Below are 15,484 nucleotides of genomic sequence, written 5' to 3' on the forward strand. Positions count from 1 at the left end.
TCATGCACTATTTGTGGGCCACATTTGGATTGCTCTGCGTCGCCTTGGCCATGATCGGCGTTGCCCTGCCCCTGCTGCCCACCGTTCCGTTCCTACTGTTGGCCGCCTTCTGTTTCGCGCGCTCTTCTTCCCGTCTGCACAACTGGCTGATGTCTCACCGAACCTTCGGCCCGTTGATCCTTGATTGGCAAACCTCGGGCGCGATCCGGCCAGCCGCAAAAAAGGCGGCGACCCTGTCGGTTGCCGCCGTCTTTGGTTTGTCGGTTCTGGTTTCTGTGCCCAGCCATGTCCTGATTATTCAGGCCGTGACCTTGGGCGCGGTGATGATCTTTATCTGGTCACGCCCTAACGGCTGAGCTTGGCGCAGAGATCATCCAGTTGATCCAGGTTTTCATAGGTCAGCACGACCTGCCCGGTCTCGGTTCCGGGCTTGTGGTTGATGACCACCTTCATCGCCAGAATCGCGGAAAGGTCTTTTTCCAAAACCCGCGTATCTGCGTCCTTGCCTGCATTGAGGTCACGCGACCGCGGTGCGGGACGATCTTTGTCGCCCTGTTGCTGCTTCTTGACCAGCGCTTCGGTCGCGCGGACTGACAAGCCGTCTTTCACGACAATTTTTGCCAGTTCGGACGGATTATCCGCAGTGATAAGGGCGCGCGCGTGTCCGGCCGAGATTTTACCTTCAATAACAAGGGCTTGAACGTCACCCGGCAGTGACAAAAGCCTCAGAAGGTTGGCGATGTGGCTGCGGCTTTTGCCCAAGGCCTCGGCCAGTTTTTCTTGCGTATGACCGAACCGATCCATCAACTGCTTGTACCCAGCGGCCTCCTCCACGGCGTTCAGATCAGCGCGCTGGATATTCTCGATGATGGCGACTTCAAGTACTTCGGTGTCGTCAAATTCGCGCACGACGACCGGAATGTCGTGCAACTGCGCCATCTGCGCGGCCCGCCAGCGGCGCTCACCCGCGACGATTTCATATTCGCCGCCGCCGACCGAGCGAACGATCAGGGGCTGGATGATCCCTTTCTCTTTGACCGAGGCAGCAAGCTCGTCCAGTTGATCCTGCGAGAATGTGCGGCGTGGCTGATTCGGGTTAGCCCGCAGCTTCTCGATCGGTACCTTCATGTCCGGCCGACGTGGTTCAGCCGTAACCCGGCCCTCAGGATCCTGTGATACATCCGCCATCAAGGCGGACAAGCCGCGCCCCAATCCGCGAGGTTTTCCTTTTCTGGCGCTCACTTCGCCCTCCTGACAGCCGCTCAGGCAGCCACTTTCTTGTTCTTTTGCATGATTTCGCGTGCCAGATGCCGGTACGCCATCGCCCCCAGAGACCCCGAGTCATATTGAAGGACCGGAAGTGCAAATGACGGCGCTTCGCTGACCCGGACATTTCTGGGTATCTTGGTTTTAAATACCATCTCTCCCAGATTGTCACGCGCATCCTTTTCGACCTGCCGGGACAAGTTGTTGCGGTTGTCATACATGGTCAACACAATACCTTCGATTCTGAGGTCTGGATTCGCGGACTGGCGAACCTCTCGAATCGTCAGCATCAGTTGCGACAGGCCTTCCAGCGCAAAGAACTCGCTTTGCAACGGAACCAACACAGAGTGCGCCGCCACCATCGCGTTGACTGTCAGAAGATTGAGGGACGGCGGACAGTCGATCAGAACGAAGTCAAAACCGAATTTGTCGATCGCCGGTTGCCTGAGCGCGTCGTGCAGCAAGTAGCTGCGTTTTTCATTCGATATCAGCTCAATATCTGCCGAGCTGAGGTCAACCGTGGCCGGAACGATACTGAGGTTTTTGATTTCGGTTTCCTGTACGACAGCCTCCAAGGGCGCCTCGTCCAGGATCAAATCATACGTGGTCCAATCACGATCCTCGACCCCAAGCCCGGTGGACGCATTTCCCTGCGGGTCCAGATCCACGACCAGAACCTTGCATCCTGCCTCGGCCAAACCCGCCGCCAGATTGATCGCTGTCGTGGTCTTGCCAACCCCACCCTTCTGATTGGCAACCGCCATGATACGAGGTCCTGCAGGGCGCGACAGATCAACCACGTGAGACTCCTTTGATCTTCAGGATGACAGCCTGGGGGTCAGTTAAACTATTAGCTGTCTCCGTGGTAAAATTCCATTCCCGTTGGGCCGCGTCGATTTCTTTTTTCCAGGTGGCGCCTTTGGGAAACACGGCCACTCCATCTTCCTTTAAATGCCTGTCACAAAATGACAATAAAGTCGTCAGGTCCGCGAGCGCCCTTGCGGAAAGGACATCAGCGCCCAAAGGATCAACAGCCTCAATCCGTTTTGAAATCACCGAGCAGTTGGCCTTGGTTTCGCGGATGACGGTGCGCAAAAACGCCGATTTTCTCTGATCGCTCTCAACCAGGGTAAATTCCGTCTCAGGCGAAGCTTCAGCGGCCAGTATCGCGCAGACCAACCCGGGAAATCCGCCACCGCTTCCTAGGTCGACCCAGTGATTCTTCGGCTCAACCAAATTAAAGACCTGGATCGAGTCCTTTACGTGCCGCGACCAAACTTCAGGCAGAGTGCTGCGCGAAACCAAGTTAATCTTTGGATTCCACTTCCGCAGAAGATCGACAAAGATTGACAGCTTTTCGAATGTTTCACGTGAAACACTCAAGCCATCGGGCGAAGCGCACGAGTCGCCGTTCATGCCTTTTTTGCTCTCTGACTGCTTCTGAGTTTTGCCAGTACCAAGGTCAAAGCAGCAGGCGTAACACCCTCCACGCGGCTCGCCTGGGCAATGTTTGCCGGTCGCGCGGCTGACAGCTTCTGTTTCAACTCATTCGAAAGACCTGTGAGCGAGGAATAGTCAAAATCCGCGGGTATGGCATAGATTTCGTCGCGCTTCATGGCTTCAACGTCTCGTTGTTGCCGAGCTATATAGTTAGCGTAGAGCGCGTCCCTTTCGATCTGCCGACGGGTGTCTTGGTCGACATCCTCCAACTGCTGGATCAGCGGCACAAGGTCCTCGAAGCACACGTTCGGAAACGCCAAGACTGCCATTCCGTCCCTGCGGTTACCATCCTGATTTACTTCGATGCCAGCTGCGCGGATTTCCTTGGGTGTATAGGTCCGTTCGGTCAGTACTGACTTCACAGCACCCAGCTTTTCCATTTTTGTTTCAAAAGCCAGGCGACGATGATCCGATATACACCCAATTTCCAGGCCTTGCGGCGTAAGGCGTTGATCCGCATTGTCCGCGCGCAAGGACAGACGGAACTCGGCGCGCGAGGTGAACATCCGATACGGTTCCGCTACACCCCGTGTGGTCAGATCGTCAATCATCACACCAATATAGCTATTGGCTCGGGTAAAATGAATTGCATCTCGCCCCTGAACTTCCAGCGCGGCATTCAGGCCTGCGAATAAGCCCTGAGCGGCCGCCTCCTCATATCCTGTGGTTCCATTGATCTGCCCCGCAAGATATAGTCCTGGGATATCCGGCAAGGCCAAGGATGCGTTCAACACACGCGGGTCCACATAGTCGTATTCAATGGCGTAGCCCGGCTGTAAGATCTCTGCAGACTCAAGGCCTTTGATTGATCGGACATACTCGACTTGGACATCCTGCGGCAGCGAAGTCGAAATCCCGTTTGGATACACAGTGTGGTCATTGACCCCCTCAGGCTCTAGGAAAATCTGATGAGAGTCCTTATCCGCAAACCGAACGATCTTGTCTTCGATCGAAGGGCAATATCGCGGCCCCACTCCCTCGATATGCCCCCCATACATCGCAGAGCGACTCAGGTTCTTTTCGATGATTTCATGGGTTTGCGCGTTCGTATGAGTGATGCCGCAAGAGATTTGCGGCGCCACCGGTGTTTTGGACAAGAATGAGAACATGGTCGGGTCATCATCACCGTCCTGCCGTTCCAATCCGTCCCAGTCGATCGTGCGTCCATCAAGTCGAGGAGGCGTTCCTGTTTTCAGCCGCGCCATCGGCAGGTCATAGCTATCCAACCGCTCAGCCAGTCGTACAGACGGCCTGTCGCCCATACGGCCTCCGGGCCTCTGAACATCGCCGATATGAATCACGCCCCGCAGAAACGTTCCCGAGGTCAGAATCACCGATTTCGCAGTGATTTCAGATCCGTCGGACAGAACCACCCCGGCAACGCGATGACCGGCCATTCGGAAATCTATGACTTCTCCTGTAATGACTTCGAGGTTCTTGCGCGCCTTTGTTTCCCGTTGCATTGCAGCCCGGTACAGCGCACGGTCGGCCTGCGCACGAGGCCCTTGAACGGCGGGCCCTTTACGGCGATTCAGAAGGCGGAACTGGATTCCCGCCCGGTCTGCAACCCGCCCCATAACGCCGTCCAGCGCGTCGATCTCTCGAACCAGGTGGCCTTTTCCAAGTCCACCGATCGCTGGATTGCACGACATGACACCGATGTCGGTTTCCGAAAGTGTTACCAAAGCTGTCTGCGCACCCATCCGGGCCGCGGCATGGGCCGCCTCGGCCCCCGCATGCCCCGCTCCGATAACGACGACGTCAAACTCCGAATGTTTCACGTGAAACACTCCTCATTTACCCAAACAAAAGCTGGCGAAAATTTCGTCCAGCAGATTTTCCACATCTACTCGACCGACCAAAGACTCCAACGCGCGGATGGCGGTTCGCAGCTCTTCTGCTGCAATATCGTACAGGTCCGGGCCGGAATCCAGAACTCTGAGTGCTTCGGACAGAGCGGCCGAGGATTTCAGCATTGCAACACGATGGCGTTCCCGGGTAGCAATACCATAACTTGCGGTTCGCTCTTTCAGAACCACCGATATGTTGTCGATCAGGCGATCGATTCCCTGACCTGTCTTCCCCGATACACCCTCGGTCCCACCTGAACGAAGGTCGGACTTCGGCAGAACCTGAATGTCGTCGGATTGCATACCGATTCCCAAAGCTTGCGGGTCCTCGGTCAGAAATACGCGAAGGTCGGCATTTTCCGCCCGCTTTCTGGCCAGAGCGATCCCAAGACCCTCTACGTGGTCCTCGGTTTCGCGCAACCCGGCCGTATCCAGCAACGTGACCGGCACGCCTGCCAGGTCCATCCGCACCTCGATAATATCGCGGGTGGTGCCAGCATATTCCGAAGTAATTGCCGCCTCCCGGCCCGCAAGCGCATTCAGCAAGGTCGACTTGCCCGCATTCGGTGGGCCGACGATAGCCACTTCAAAGCCGGTGCGAATCCGCTCGGCAATCCTCACGCCCTTCGCCTCCCGCTCCAAATCCGCCATGACAGCAGTCACAAGCGATCGGACTTCGGGTGACACATCCGTTGGCACGTCTTCATCGGCAAAATCGATGACGGCTTCCAGCAACGAGGCCGCCCGGATCAAATCCCGCCGCCACCGTTCCGCCAGGTCGCCCAATTCGCCCGCTAGGATGGTCTGAGCCTGCTTGCGCTGTGCCTCGGTCTCTGCGTCGATCAGATCGGCCAGGCCTTCGACCTGTGCAAGGTCCATCTTCCCGTTTTCAAGAGCACGCCGGGTGAACTCGCCCGGTTCGGCCAGTCGCAGATCCGGCATCTCGGACAGGACGCGCAGAACCGCGTTGACCGAAGCCGTGCTGCCATGGATCTGCAGCTCGGCCACATCCTCGCCGGTAAAGCTTGACGGACCGTGGAAGGTCAGGACCAGCCCGTCATCCAGACGCGACCCGTCAGGTGCCCGCAACTCACGCAGGCACATGCCACGCAACGGCAAATCTCCTCCCGACAGAACCTTGGCCGCTTGGTGCGACTGCGGTCCTGACAGGCGGATCACAGCAACCCCTGCCTTGCCTTGCGCGCTGGCCAAGGCGAATATCGTATCCATTCGAAGGCCTCGCGTCGGTTACAAGACCGTATCAGGTATTCATCGAGTCGAAGAACTCGGAATTGGTCTTGGTCTGTTTCAACTTGGACAACAGGAACTCGATCGCGTCGGTTGTGCCCATCGGGTTGAGGATACGGCGCAGAACGAAGGTTTTGGCCAGATCGCCCTTGTCGACCAGCAGGTCCTCTTTCCGGGTGCCGGACTTGAGGATGTCGATCGCCGGGAACACCCGCTTGTCTGCGATCTTGCGATCCAGAACAATCTCCGAGTTACCGGTACCCTTGAATTCTTCAAAGATCACTTCGTCCATCCGGCTGCCAGTGTCGATCAGCGCGGTGGCGATGATGGTCAGCGAACCGCCCTCTTCGATGTTGCGCGCCGCACCGAAGAACCGCTTGGGCCGCTGCAGGGCGTTGGCGTCCACACCGCCGGTCAGAACCTTGCCCGAGGACGGCACCACGGTGTTGAACGCTCTACCAAGTCTTGTGATCGAGTCGAGAAGAATAACAACATCTCGTTTGTGCTCGACCAGGCGCTTGGCTTTTTCAATCACCATCTCGGACACGGCTACGTGGCGGGTCGCCGGTTCATCAAAGGTCGAGGATACCACCTCGCCCTTCACCGAGCGTTGCATGTCGGTCACCTCTTCGGGGCGCTCGTCGATCAGCAGGACGATCAGGTAGCACTCCGGATGGTTGCGCTCGATCGAATGCGCGATGTTCTGCAGGATCACCGTTTTACCGGTCCGCGGCGGTGCCACGATCAGCGACCGCTGGCCCTTGCCGATCGGCGCAACCAGGTCGATCACACGGGCGGATTTGTCCTTGATGGTCGGATCTTCGATCTCCATCTTCAGCCGCTCGTCCGGATAGAGCGGCGTCAGGTTGTCAAAGGCGATCTTGTGTTTCGCCTTTTCCGGGTCTTCGAAGTTGATCTTGGTCACCTTCGTCAGCGCGAAATATCGCTCGTTCTCTTCCGGGGCCTTGATCTCGCCCTCGACCGTGTCGCCGGTGCGCAGCGAGTGCTGGCGGATCATCTCGGGCGAGACATAGATGTCGTCCGGGCCGGGCAGATAGTTCGCCTCGGGCGAGCGCAGAAAGCCGAAGCCGTCCTGCAGCACCTCAAGCACGCCGTCACCGCCCACGGTCCAGCCCTCATCCGCGCGTTCGCGCAGAATCTGGAACATCATTTCGCCCTTGCGCATGGTCGAGGCGTTTTCGATCTCGAGCTCTTCGGCCATGGCCAGAAGGTCTTTGGGGCTTTTGGCCTTCAGATCGGCCAGATTCAGGGATTCGGTTGTCATGATGATACGGACCTTGGCCGCAAGGGTGCGGCACAGCGTTGAATTTCAAACAGGAAGATGCGCCATCCGGACGGATGGGTTGATCCCTACATAAGGCCGGTCGCCGCCCGAGTCAAACCGGTGCGGAAATGGCCCTCAGAACTTCAGAATGACCGCCAGAACGATGATGACCATCAAAACGGTCGGAACCTCGTTCATCATGCGGTACTGGCGCCCTGTGAGCGTGTTGCGGCCTTCGACGAAATCCTTGCGCCGGGCCAACAGCCAGTGATGGAACCAGGTCATGCCGATCACCGCCGCGCCCTTGACCCAGGGCCAGGACCAGTCCCACCCGACGATGCCGGGAGTGAATACCATGATGAGGCCACAGACCCAGGCTACGATCATCGCCGGCCGCATGATCACGCGCAGCAGCTTTTCTTCCATTTCAAAGAAGATCTCGGGCGCGCCGTCGACGGCCTGCGCCTTTTCGACGTGATAGACGAACAGACGAGGCAAATAGAACAAACCCGCCATCCACGAGATCACCGCCATGATGTGCAGCGATTTCACCCAAGGGTACAGCGTGAAGAGAAGATCGGTCATCGGGTTTCCCGGCACTGGTCGGACCCTCCCTAATAAAAAAAATAGAAAAGAGAAAGGATGATGGTTTTGTAGGGTGGGCAAAATCCGTGGATTATTGTTTTGTCCGCCAGTTTTCCCCAGGTGGATGAATAAATTCCAAAACTGGTTGATTCTGGTGATTTCGTTTTTTACATAATAAAAACAAACAGTTAAATTATAAATCGCGGACCTGTCTTGGGGATAACTCAAGGGACATCTTTTGATGAACAGGAAGTCCCAAGATCCCGAGTTATCCTTGTCCCGACCGGACAGTCTTTGAGCGACTCAGGGAAGTTTCAGGCCGAAATCGCGGGCTTGCGTGTCAACTGGAAAACCATACAAACCGTTCAAAACCAATGATCAACTTGCCCACGGGGTTTTCCACATGACTGTCCCCATCGTTCTTGCCTCGGGGTCCGAGATCCGCGCGCAGTTACTGCGGAACGCCGGAGTGCCGTTTTCCGTCCAGGTCGCCCGCGTGGACGAGGATACCGCCAAACGCGCGCTTCTGGCTGAGGGCGCGCCGCCCCGCGACATCGCCGACGCTCTGGCCGAGCTCAAGGCGCGCAAGATCAGTGACAAGACGCCCGGCGCGATGGTTCTGGGCTGTGACCAGGTTCTGGATTTCGACGGACGCCTGCTGTCCAAGCCCGAAACGCCCGAAGAGGCGCTGGCGCAGTTGAAGGCGATGCGCGGCAAGCGTCACATGCTGCTGTCGGCGGCGGTGATCTATCAGAACGGCGAACCGGTCTGGCGCCATGTCGGTCAGGTGCGGTTGCGGATGCGCGCCAGTTCGGATGCCTATCTGAAGGGCTATGTCGCGCGCAACTGGGACAGCATTCGCCATGCGGTCGGGGCCTACAAGCTGGAAGAAGAGGGTGTGCGCCTGTTCAGCAGCATTGACGGCGACTATTTTAACGTCTTGGGTATGCCCCTGCTGGAGCTGCTCAATTTTCTAGCGGTCCGAGGGGTGATCGAACAATGACCGACAAACGCATTCCACTGGCCGGAGTCATCGGACACCCGATTGCCCATTCCCGATCGCCTGCCCTGCATGGCTATTGGCTGAAGACCTATGGCCTGCCGGGACATTATGTGCCGATGGATGTTGCGCCCGCCGATCTTGAAACGGTCCTGCGCAGCTTGCCCAAGGCCGGGTTCGTCGGGGCCAATGTCACCGTTCCGCACAAAGAGGCCGCGATGCGGCTGGCAGATCATGTGTCGGACCGCGCCTCGGTGATCGGAGCGGCGAATACGCTGGTGTTCCGGTCCGATGGCTCGATCCACGCGGACAATACCGACGGGTACGGGTTTATGCAGAACCTGCGTGCGGGTGCGCCGGATTGGGTGCCGCAGGATGGCCCGGCGGTGGTGTTCGGCGCGGGCGGGGCCGCGCGGGCGGTGCTGCAGGCGCTGGCCGAGGCCGGCGTGCCCGAAATCCTGCTGACCAACCGCACGCGGTCGCGCGCCGATCACCTGAAAGATGAATTCGGCCAGCGCATCACCGTGGTCGATTGGGTCCAGGCCGGAAACGTGATCGAAAACGCCGAGCTGGTGGTGAACACTACGTCACTGGGCATGCAGGGTCAGCCCGAGCTGCGCGTCCCCTTGGACGGGTTGCAGCCGGGAACGGTGGTGACCGATCTGGTCTATACGCCATTGAAGACCCGCCTTCTTGAACAGGCCGAGGCTGCGGGCTGCACGGTCGTCGACGGGCTGGGCATGTTGCTGCATCAGGCGGTGCCCGGGTTCGAGCGGTGGTTCGGCCTGCGCCCCGAGGTTACGGAAGAAACCCGCGCGGCGGTTCTGGGATGAGCTTTGCGCTGGGTCTGACCGGGTCGATCGGCATGGGCAAAAGCACCACCGCCAACCTGTTCGCGCAGGAAGGTTGCGCCGTTTGGGATGCCGACGCCGCGGTGCATCGGCTGTACGCGGCCGGCGGCGCGGCGGTCGCGCCGATCCGCGCGGCATTTCCCGAGGCCATCGAGAATGGCGCTGTCAACCGTGATGTCCTGAAACGGATCATCGGTGCCGATCCGACCGCGTTGAAACGGATCGAAGTCATCGTGCACCCGCTGGTGGCCCAGGATCGCGAGGCGTTTCGGCAGGCGGCCAAGTCGGACATCCTTGTCTTTGATATTCCTCTGCTTTTCGAAACTGGCGGCGAGGCGCAGATGGATGCGGTGGCCTGCGTTTCGATCCCCGCCGACGAGCAGAAGCGCCGCGTTATGGCGCGGGGCACGATGACCGAGGCGCAGTTCGAGCAGATCCGCGCCAAGCAGATGCCGAATGACAAAAAATGCGCGCGGTCGGATTTCGTGATCGTCACCGACACTCTGGACCATGCCCGCGCTCAGGTGCAGGATGTGGTCAGGCAGATCAGGGCAGGATTGGCAGATGCGTGAAATCGTACTGGATACGGAAACCACCGGATTCGATCCCGAAAGCGGCGACCGGATCGTCGAGATCGGCGCAATCGAGTTGTGGAACCACGTCGCCACGGGCGAGACCTATCACGTCTACATCAACCCCGAACGTTCGATGCCGTCCGAGGCTTTCGGCGTGCACGGCATCGGTCCTGACTTGCTGGAGCCGCCGCAAACTCCCGAACCGGGCCAGATCACCCTGAAGGACAAACCCGTCTTTGCGAAGGTCGGGCAGGCCTTCCGCGATTTCGTGGGGGATGCACGCCTGGTGATCCACAACGCGTCATTCGACATGAAGTTCCTCAATGCCGAATTGGGATGGATGGGTCTGCCTCCGATCCCGATGGAGCAGGCGCTGGACACGCTGGCGATCGCGCGCAAGCGGTTTCCCGGCTCGCCCGCCTCGCTGGATGCGCTGTGCCGGCGGTTCAACATCGACAACTCGAACCGGGTTCTGCACGGTGCGTTGCTCGACTCGGAAATCCTGGCAGAAGTCTATCTGGAGCTGATCGGCGGACGCCAACCTGATTTTGGCCTGTCTTCGGCGTCTGCCGAAAGCTCAACCGGTGGCGACATTTGGCGCCCCGGTCCACGGCCCAGCCCACTGCAGCCCCGGATTACCGAGGATGAGCGCGCTGCGCATGATGCATTTGTCGAAAAGCTGGGCGAAAACGCCCTGTGGTCCCGCACCTGATCCGGGTCAGATGCGGGTTGCCTGATCACGCCTCGGTCTTGTCGGACGCCTCGGCCTGACGGCGCATCAACTCGTTGCGGTACAGACCGACGAAATCGATGTTGTCCAGGTTGACCGGCGGGTAGCCACCGTCGCGGGTGATGTCGCTGACGATGCGGCGCAGGTAAGGGAACAGCATCCGCGGGCATTCAATCATCAGGAACGGGTGCAACTGATCATTTGGCACGCCTTCCACGTGGAACAGGCCGCAATAATCGATCTCGCACAGGAACAGGATGTCCTCCAGACCCTTGGCCTTGGACTTGAGGTTCAGCTTGATCGACACCTCGTACTGGTGATCGGCCGAGCGCTTTTTCGCATCCAGGTTCACCTGGACCGAGATCTCGGGCTGCACGTCGCCCGAGACGCCTTTTTGCGCCATCACGTTTTCAAAGGACATGTCCCGGATGAACTGTCCCAGAATGCGCATCTGGATTTGGGGGGCTGCCTGGGGCTCGGTTGTGCCGGCGGCGGTTTCTTCGGTCATGGATCCGCTCCAAAATTTAAATTCGCCACTGCTTATCAAGTTGGGCCGGGCACCTCAATGCTGGTGCGGCCCTTCCACCCATTTCGACGGTTGTGCGGGTTTTGTGCGCACTTCCGAATACTCTCCGTCTATGATGTCATCCCCACCGAACGGATCGCGCGCCGCCCCATATTGCGGGCCGGGACCCATCTGGAACTGGGCAATCGTGACCCGTGATTTGAGATACCGAAAAACCGCGGCCCGCACCCCGGGAACCAGCAGCGCAAAGCCGATTGCGTCGGTGAAGAACCCGGGCGTCATCAGCAGAACGCCCGACAGCAGGATCATTGCACCATTGGCCAGCGGTTCGGTCGGGTCGTCCAGTTCGGAAAAGGCGCGCTGCAGCTGACCCATCGCCATGCGACCTTGTGTCCGCACCATCGCGGTACCCAGAACGGCGGTCAAAACCACGATTGCCAGCGTCGGCCACAGGCCGATCAGACCGCCGACCTGGATAAAAAGGGCGATTTCGATGATCGGCACCAATAAAAATGCCAAGAACAGATACATATGCGCTATCCTTTCCCATAGGCCGGGCTGTGGACTTGCCACCAACTGTCACCTACATAGTGGCACGAGGCCGCGTGTACAAAGTCTCGGTGCTGAAAAGAGGACGAAATGAATTCACCCCTGATCCAGCTTCTGGTGCTGGCTGGCATAGCCATCTTCCTGATCCTGCGTCTCAGAAGCGTGCTGGGCACGCGCGAAGGCTTTGAAAAACCACCGGTGCCGCAGCAACCCGACACCGGGAAGTCGCGTCGTGATTTCGAAGTGATCGACGGCGGTCCGGATCGTGACATTACCGACCATGTGCCCGAAGACAGCGAATTGGCGCAGACGCTGGCCGCAATGAAGCGAGTCGAGCCCAGCTTTTCGGTCAGCGAGTTTCTGCAGGGCGCCCGTGGCGCCTATGAGCTGATCGTCATGGGGTTCGAGCGGGGCAATCTGGATGAAATCCAGCCCTTCCTGTCCGAGGAAGTGTTCGAAACCTTCGTCTCGGTTGTCGCTGATCGCGAGGACAAGGGCCTGACGATCGAGGCCGAGTTCATCGGTGTGCGTGAGATGGGCCTGGTGGATGCACAATTCGACAAGGATTCCAACCGCGCCGAGATCACCGTGCGGTTCGTCGGCGAGCTGACGTCGGTCGTGCGTGACCGGGGCGGTGACATCATCGAAGGCAGCCCCAACACGATCAAGCGCCAAAAGGACAGCTGGACCTTTGCCCGCGTCATGGGCGCGGATGATCCGAACTGGCTGCTTGTCGCCACGGACGCATGATCGGAACGCTCCGGTCGCTGATGCTGGTGGCGGTTCTGACCGCCGCCAATGCCGCCGGAGCCGAGGCGACGCGATCCATCCTGTCATTTGCTGACCTCGATGGCTGGGCCGAGGATGACCACGGCGCGGCCTTGTCCGTTTTTCTGGACACTTGCGGGGACCTGGACGATCCGGACTGGCGTTCGTTGTGTGCGGCCGCACGGACATACAAGCCCGATGCCGCGCGCGCCTTTTTTGAGCTGTTCTTCCGGCCCATCCTGATCGAGGATGAAAAGGCCGCGCTGTTCACCGGATACTTTGAACCGGAATTGAACGGCTCGCGGACGCGGACTGAAACCTACAGATACCCGGTCTACAAGATGCCGCCCGAGGCGCGGGCGGCTGGGCAATGGCTCAGCCGGCGCGAGTTGCTGACCAGTGACGTGATGAAGGGCCGCGGCTTGGAAATCGCCTGGGTCGATGACCCGGTCGAGTTGTTTTTTCTGCAGATTCAAGGCTCGGGGCGCATCCGTTTGCCGGATGGCAGTTCGGTGCGTGTCGGATATGGCGGGGCCAACGGCCACCCCTATCGGTCGGTTGGGGTTGAGCTGGTCCGGCGCGGTATTCTGGGTGCGCATGATGTGAGCGCCCGGATGATCCAGTCGTGGGTGCGCAAGAACCCCGAGATTGGGGCCGAGCTGTTGATGCACAACCCGTCCTACGTCTTTTTCCGCGAGGTTTCGCGGGTAGCTGCAGACCGCGGGCCTTTGGGCGCAATGAACCGGTCGATCACTGCAATGCGCAGCATCGCCGTGGACCCGGCCTATACCCCGTTGGGTGCGCCGGTCTGGGTCGAAAAAGACGGCAAGACTCCGCTGCGGCGCTTGATGATCGCACAGGACACCGGCTCGGCAATCAAGGGCGCACAACGGGCCGACATCTTTTTCGGAACCGGGGACGCCGCAGGACAGGCAGCAGGCCGGCTCAAGGATCCCGGTCGCATGATCGTTCTGCTGCCGATCCAACGCGCTTATGCCATGCTGCCGGATGAGTTCTGATGACCCGCCGCAAGCTGACCGAAGACGAGATTGAATTGTGGCACAAGGTGACCCGGCAGACCGAGCGGCTGCACCCGGAGATTCCCCAATCCGTTCACCCATCGACATTGCCGAAGCCCAAGCCGCGAAAAACCCCCAAAGCGCGGATAGACACCTTTGAACTGGGTCAGAATGCACCGACAAATGGACGCGGTCACAGCTTGAAGCCCGCAATCGGCGACAGCCTGCGCGCCGCACCCGTACAGATGGACAGCAAGGCCTTTGCGCGGATGAAACGCGGCAAGCTGAAACCCGAAGGCAAGCTGGATCTGCACGGAATGCGGGTCGACACAGCCCATCCTGCTTTGATCCGGTTCATCCTGTCGGCGCAGGCATCGGGAAAACGACTGGTTCTGGTGGTCAGCGGCAAAGGCAAGGACAGGGACGAACCTGGCCCGATCCCGACGCCCCGCGGCGTGCTGCGCAACCAGGTGCCTCAGTGGTTGAATTTGCCGCCCCTGGCCCAAGCGGTTCTTCAGGTCAGTCCGGCCCATATCAGCCATGGCGGTGATGGGGCTTACTACGTGTATCTGAGGCGGATCCGCTAAAGCAGTCGCCGCGCCCTCTGAATACCGATCCAAACTATGCCGCACGTCGCCACGAAGAACCAGGCGATCCACAGGAACTGCGTGCTGAGCGGCACGCCCAGATCGATCAGCCCGCCAGTCAGGCCGGGCCCGACAGCAGACCCCAGCACCATGACGGCCGCAGCCATCGCCTTGATCGCGCCGATGTGACGGGTGCCGTAGAACTCGGCCCAGAACGCGGCGGGCAGCGTGCTGTTGGCGCCGACCGAAATGGCAAGACAGGACAAACCGATAACGGCGCCGGGGATTGTCTGGACAAACGCAAACAGGGCAAACCCGGCAGCCATCGGAAGCTGATAGAACGGCATCATCCGCGCCGTGCCCCATCTGTCCAGCGCCCAGCCCGAGGCGAACATCGCCAAGATCGACACCCCAGTATAGACCGGAAACAACGCGACCAGTTGGATATGGGCCCATCCTTTGGTCTGCGCCAGATGGACCTGGTGAAAGAAGAACGCGGTAATGAATGCCGAAGGCCCCATGAGCGCAGGCATCATGAACCAGAAAAGCGGGTTCAACAACGTTTCGCGCCGGGTCCAGTGCCGCCCAAGCATCCCGGTCGCGCTGGTTTCCCGGGCCAGGCTTTGTGGTGTCCGTTCCTGACGCAGCATCCGCATCAATGCGGGTATTCCCAACAACGCGATGGCGGCGGAGATCGCCCAAAGAAAATGCCAGTCGACAAAGGCCATGGCGGCGACGAACAGCACGGGCAGCAGGGCCTCACCGACGGCAAATCCCAGCGTTGCGATGGAGAGTGCCCTGCCCCGCGTGGCCGTGAACCACCGGGCCATCGCAACCATGGCAATGTGGCTGCACATGCCCTGGCCGAACAGACGCAGCAGAAAGATGACCAGGGGCAACAGGATCACCCAGTGATTGACCGCCATCGCCAGCGCGGCACACGCAAGCCCAAGCAGGACAGCCGGTCCCAGCACTCGGACACGATAGATATCGGTCAGCCCTCCGGCCCAGATCATGAAAATCGCGGAAACAGTCGTGCCCAACGAATAAAGGCCGCCCCATGCGCCGTGGCTGAGGCCGAACTCAGCCCGGATCTGCCCGGCGAAGATCGAAATGAAAAAGGTCTGTCCGAAACTGGACATGAA

General features: G+C 59.4%; 18 protein-coding genes. 8 read left to right on the forward strand and 10 right to left on the reverse strand.

The genetic code is table 11. From position 1 onward, the window contains the following. Window positions 1–2 precede the first annotated feature (2 nt). Window positions 3–356: a YbaN family protein gene (locus K3752_RS16440; RefSeq protein ID WP_170361108.1), complete on the forward strand. Its 354-nt coding sequence runs from the start codon at window positions 3–5 to the stop codon at window positions 354–356. Here the strand turns inward: K3752_RS16440 and K3752_RS16445 are convergent. The 7 genes from K3752_RS16445 to K3752_RS16475 all read right to left on the reverse strand — a co-directional run bounded on the left by K3752_RS16445 (window position 346) and on the right by K3752_RS16475 (window position 7,734). Continuing rightward, the gene (locus K3752_RS16445) at window positions 346–1,242 is read right to left on the reverse strand and encodes a ParB/RepB/Spo0J family partition protein (protein ID WP_260063830.1); all 897 of its coding nucleotides are present in this window, start codon (window positions 1,240–1,242) and stop codon (window positions 346–348) included. The genes K3752_RS16440 and K3752_RS16445 overlap by 11 nt on opposite strands. A gap of 20 nt (window positions 1,243–1,262) precedes the next feature. Next, complete coding sequence (locus tag K3752_RS16450) at window positions 1,263–2,066, reverse strand: AAA family ATPase (RefSeq protein WP_311201679.1); 804 nt, start codon at window positions 2,064–2,066, stop codon at window positions 1,263–1,265. Further along, on the reverse strand, window positions 2,059–2,682 hold the full coding sequence (gene rsmG, locus K3752_RS16455; protein ID WP_260063831.1) for a 16S rRNA (guanine(527)-N(7))-methyltransferase RsmG: 624 nt from the start codon (window positions 2,680–2,682) through the stop codon (window positions 2,059–2,061). The genes K3752_RS16450 and rsmG overlap by 8 nt, the downstream gene beginning before the upstream one ends. Beyond that, complete coding sequence (mnmG, locus tag K3752_RS16460) at window positions 2,679–4,547, reverse strand: tRNA uridine-5-carboxymethylaminomethyl(34) synthesis enzyme MnmG (RefSeq protein ID WP_260063832.1); 1,869 nt, start codon at window positions 4,545–4,547, stop codon at window positions 2,679–2,681. The genes rsmG and mnmG overlap by 4 nt, the downstream gene beginning before the upstream one ends. A gap of 12 nt (window positions 4,548–4,559) precedes the next feature. Beyond that, window positions 4,560–5,846, reverse strand: a complete 1,287-nt coding sequence (gene mnmE, locus K3752_RS16465) for a tRNA uridine-5-carboxymethylaminomethyl(34) synthesis GTPase MnmE (protein ID WP_260063833.1) — start codon at window positions 5,844–5,846, stop codon at window positions 4,560–4,562. A gap of 31 nt (window positions 5,847–5,877) precedes the next feature. Next, entirely contained in the window at window positions 5,878–7,149 is a 1,272-nt protein-coding gene (gene rho / locus K3752_RS16470) for a transcription termination factor Rho (protein ID WP_093963893.1), read from the reverse strand. 135 nt (window positions 7,150–7,284) lie between these two features. Further along, window positions 7,285–7,734 carry a CopD family protein gene (locus K3752_RS16475; protein WP_093963892.1) on the reverse strand — a complete coding sequence of 150 codons (450 nt, stop codon included), beginning with the start codon at window positions 7,732–7,734 and terminating at the stop codon, window positions 7,285–7,287. A gap of 403 nt (window positions 7,735–8,137) precedes the next feature. Between K3752_RS16475 and K3752_RS16480 the strand changes: the two genes are divergently transcribed. The 4 genes from K3752_RS16480 to dnaQ are packed head-to-tail and all read left to right on the forward strand — an operon-like array spanning window position 8,138 to window position 10,872. Continuing rightward, the gene (locus K3752_RS16480; protein WP_170370397.1) at window positions 8,138–8,737 is read left to right on the forward strand and encodes a nucleoside triphosphate pyrophosphatase; all 600 of its coding nucleotides are present in this window, start codon (window positions 8,138–8,140) and stop codon (window positions 8,735–8,737) included. Further along, window positions 8,734–9,567 (forward strand): shikimate dehydrogenase, encoded by an 834-nt coding sequence (locus K3752_RS16485; RefSeq protein WP_260063834.1) that lies wholly within the window; start codon window positions 8,734–8,736, stop codon window positions 9,565–9,567. Before K3752_RS16480 ends, K3752_RS16485 begins: the two co-directional genes overlap by 4 nt. Continuing rightward, window positions 9,564–10,157, forward strand: a complete 594-nt coding sequence (gene coaE, locus K3752_RS16490; protein ID WP_260063835.1) for a dephospho-CoA kinase — start codon at window positions 9,564–9,566, stop codon at window positions 10,155–10,157. Before K3752_RS16485 ends, coaE begins: the two co-directional genes overlap by 4 nt. Then, entirely contained in the window at window positions 10,150–10,872 is a 723-nt protein-coding gene (dnaQ, locus tag K3752_RS16495; protein ID WP_170391391.1) for a DNA polymerase III subunit epsilon, read from the forward strand. Before coaE ends, dnaQ begins: the two co-directional genes overlap by 8 nt. A gap of 25 nt (window positions 10,873–10,897) precedes the next feature. Here dnaQ and secB read toward each other — a convergent pair whose 3' ends face one another. After that, window positions 10,898–11,398: a protein-export chaperone SecB gene (gene secB, locus K3752_RS16500; protein ID WP_170342607.1), complete on the reverse strand. Its 501-nt coding sequence runs from the start codon at window positions 11,396–11,398 to the stop codon at window positions 10,898–10,900. Window positions 11,399–11,452: 54 nt separating this feature from the next. Further along, window positions 11,453–11,947 (reverse strand): FxsA family protein, encoded by a 495-nt coding sequence (locus tag K3752_RS16505; protein ID WP_170373143.1) that lies wholly within the window; start codon window positions 11,945–11,947, stop codon window positions 11,453–11,455. Window positions 11,948–12,055: 108 nt separating this feature from the next. Here K3752_RS16505 and K3752_RS16510 point away from each other — a divergent pair, with 108 nt between their 5' ends. From K3752_RS16510 to K3752_RS16520, 3 genes are read left to right on the forward strand one after another with little or no spacing between them, the layout of a single operon-like run. Then, entirely contained in the window at window positions 12,056–12,715 is a 660-nt protein-coding gene (locus K3752_RS16510; RefSeq protein ID WP_170340666.1) for a Tim44/TimA family putative adaptor protein, read from the forward strand. After that, on the forward strand, window positions 12,712–13,752 hold the full coding sequence (locus K3752_RS16515) for a murein transglycosylase A (RefSeq protein ID WP_260063836.1): 1,041 nt from the start codon (window positions 12,712–12,714) through the stop codon (window positions 13,750–13,752). Before K3752_RS16510 ends, K3752_RS16515 begins: the two co-directional genes overlap by 4 nt. Then, a complete protein-coding gene (locus K3752_RS16520) occupies window positions 13,752–14,339 on the forward strand; it encodes a Smr/MutS family protein (protein WP_260063837.1) in 588 nt (195 codons plus the stop codon). The genes K3752_RS16515 and K3752_RS16520 overlap by 1 nt, the downstream gene beginning before the upstream one ends. Here K3752_RS16520 and K3752_RS16525 read toward each other — a convergent pair. After that, a complete protein-coding gene (locus K3752_RS16525; RefSeq protein ID WP_260063838.1) occupies window positions 14,336–15,481 on the reverse strand; it encodes an MFS transporter in 1,146 nt (381 codons plus the stop codon). The genes K3752_RS16520 and K3752_RS16525 overlap by 4 nt on opposite strands. Between the last annotated feature and the right edge of the window lie 3 nt (window positions 15,482–15,484).

Source organism: Ruegeria sp. B32, assembly GCF_025141855.1.
Lineage (GTDB): Bacteria > Pseudomonadota > Alphaproteobacteria > Rhodobacterales > Rhodobacteraceae > Ruegeria > Ruegeria arenilitoris.

Coding starts and splice junctions, on each gene's coding strand:
- K3752_RS16440 (WP_170361108.1), top strand. CDS start 3: ATGCACTATTTGTGGGCCACATTTGGATTGCTCTGCGTCGCCTTGGCC.
- rsmG (WP_260063831.1), bottom strand. CDS start 2,682: ATGAACGGCGACTCGTGCGCTTCGCCCGATGGCTTGAGTGTTTCACGT.
- mnmE (WP_260063833.1), bottom strand. CDS start 5,846: ATGGATACGATATTCGCCTTGGCCAGCGCGCAAGGCAAGGCAGGGGTT.
- rho (WP_093963893.1), bottom strand. CDS start 7,149: ATGACAACCGAATCCCTGAATCTGGCCGATCTGAAGGCCAAAAGCCCC.
- K3752_RS16475 (WP_093963892.1), bottom strand. CDS start 7,734: ATGACCGATCTTCTCTTCACGCTGTACCCTTGGGTGAAATCGCTGCAC.
- K3752_RS16480 (WP_170370397.1), top strand. CDS start 8,138: ATGACTGTCCCCATCGTTCTTGCCTCGGGGTCCGAGATCCGCGCGCAG.
- K3752_RS16485 (WP_260063834.1), top strand. CDS start 8,734: ATGACCGACAAACGCATTCCACTGGCCGGAGTCATCGGACACCCGATT.
- coaE (WP_260063835.1), top strand. CDS start 9,564: ATGAGCTTTGCGCTGGGTCTGACCGGGTCGATCGGCATGGGCAAAAGC.
- dnaQ (WP_170391391.1), top strand. CDS start 10,150: ATGCGTGAAATCGTACTGGATACGGAAACCACCGGATTCGATCCCGAA.
- secB (WP_170342607.1), bottom strand. CDS start 11,398: ATGACCGAAGAAACCGCCGCCGGCACAACCGAGCCCCAGGCAGCCCCC.
- K3752_RS16505 (WP_170373143.1), bottom strand. CDS start 11,947: ATGTATCTGTTCTTGGCATTTTTATTGGTGCCGATCATCGAAATCGCC.
- K3752_RS16510 (WP_170340666.1), top strand. CDS start 12,056: ATGAATTCACCCCTGATCCAGCTTCTGGTGCTGGCTGGCATAGCCATC.
- K3752_RS16515 (WP_260063836.1), top strand. CDS start 12,712: ATGATCGGAACGCTCCGGTCGCTGATGCTGGTGGCGGTTCTGACCGCC.
- K3752_RS16520 (WP_260063837.1), top strand. CDS start 13,752: ATGACCCGCCGCAAGCTGACCGAAGACGAGATTGAATTGTGGCACAAG.
- K3752_RS16525 (WP_260063838.1), bottom strand. CDS start 15,481: ATGTCCAGTTTCGGACAGACCTTTTTCATTTCGATCTTCGCCGGGCAG.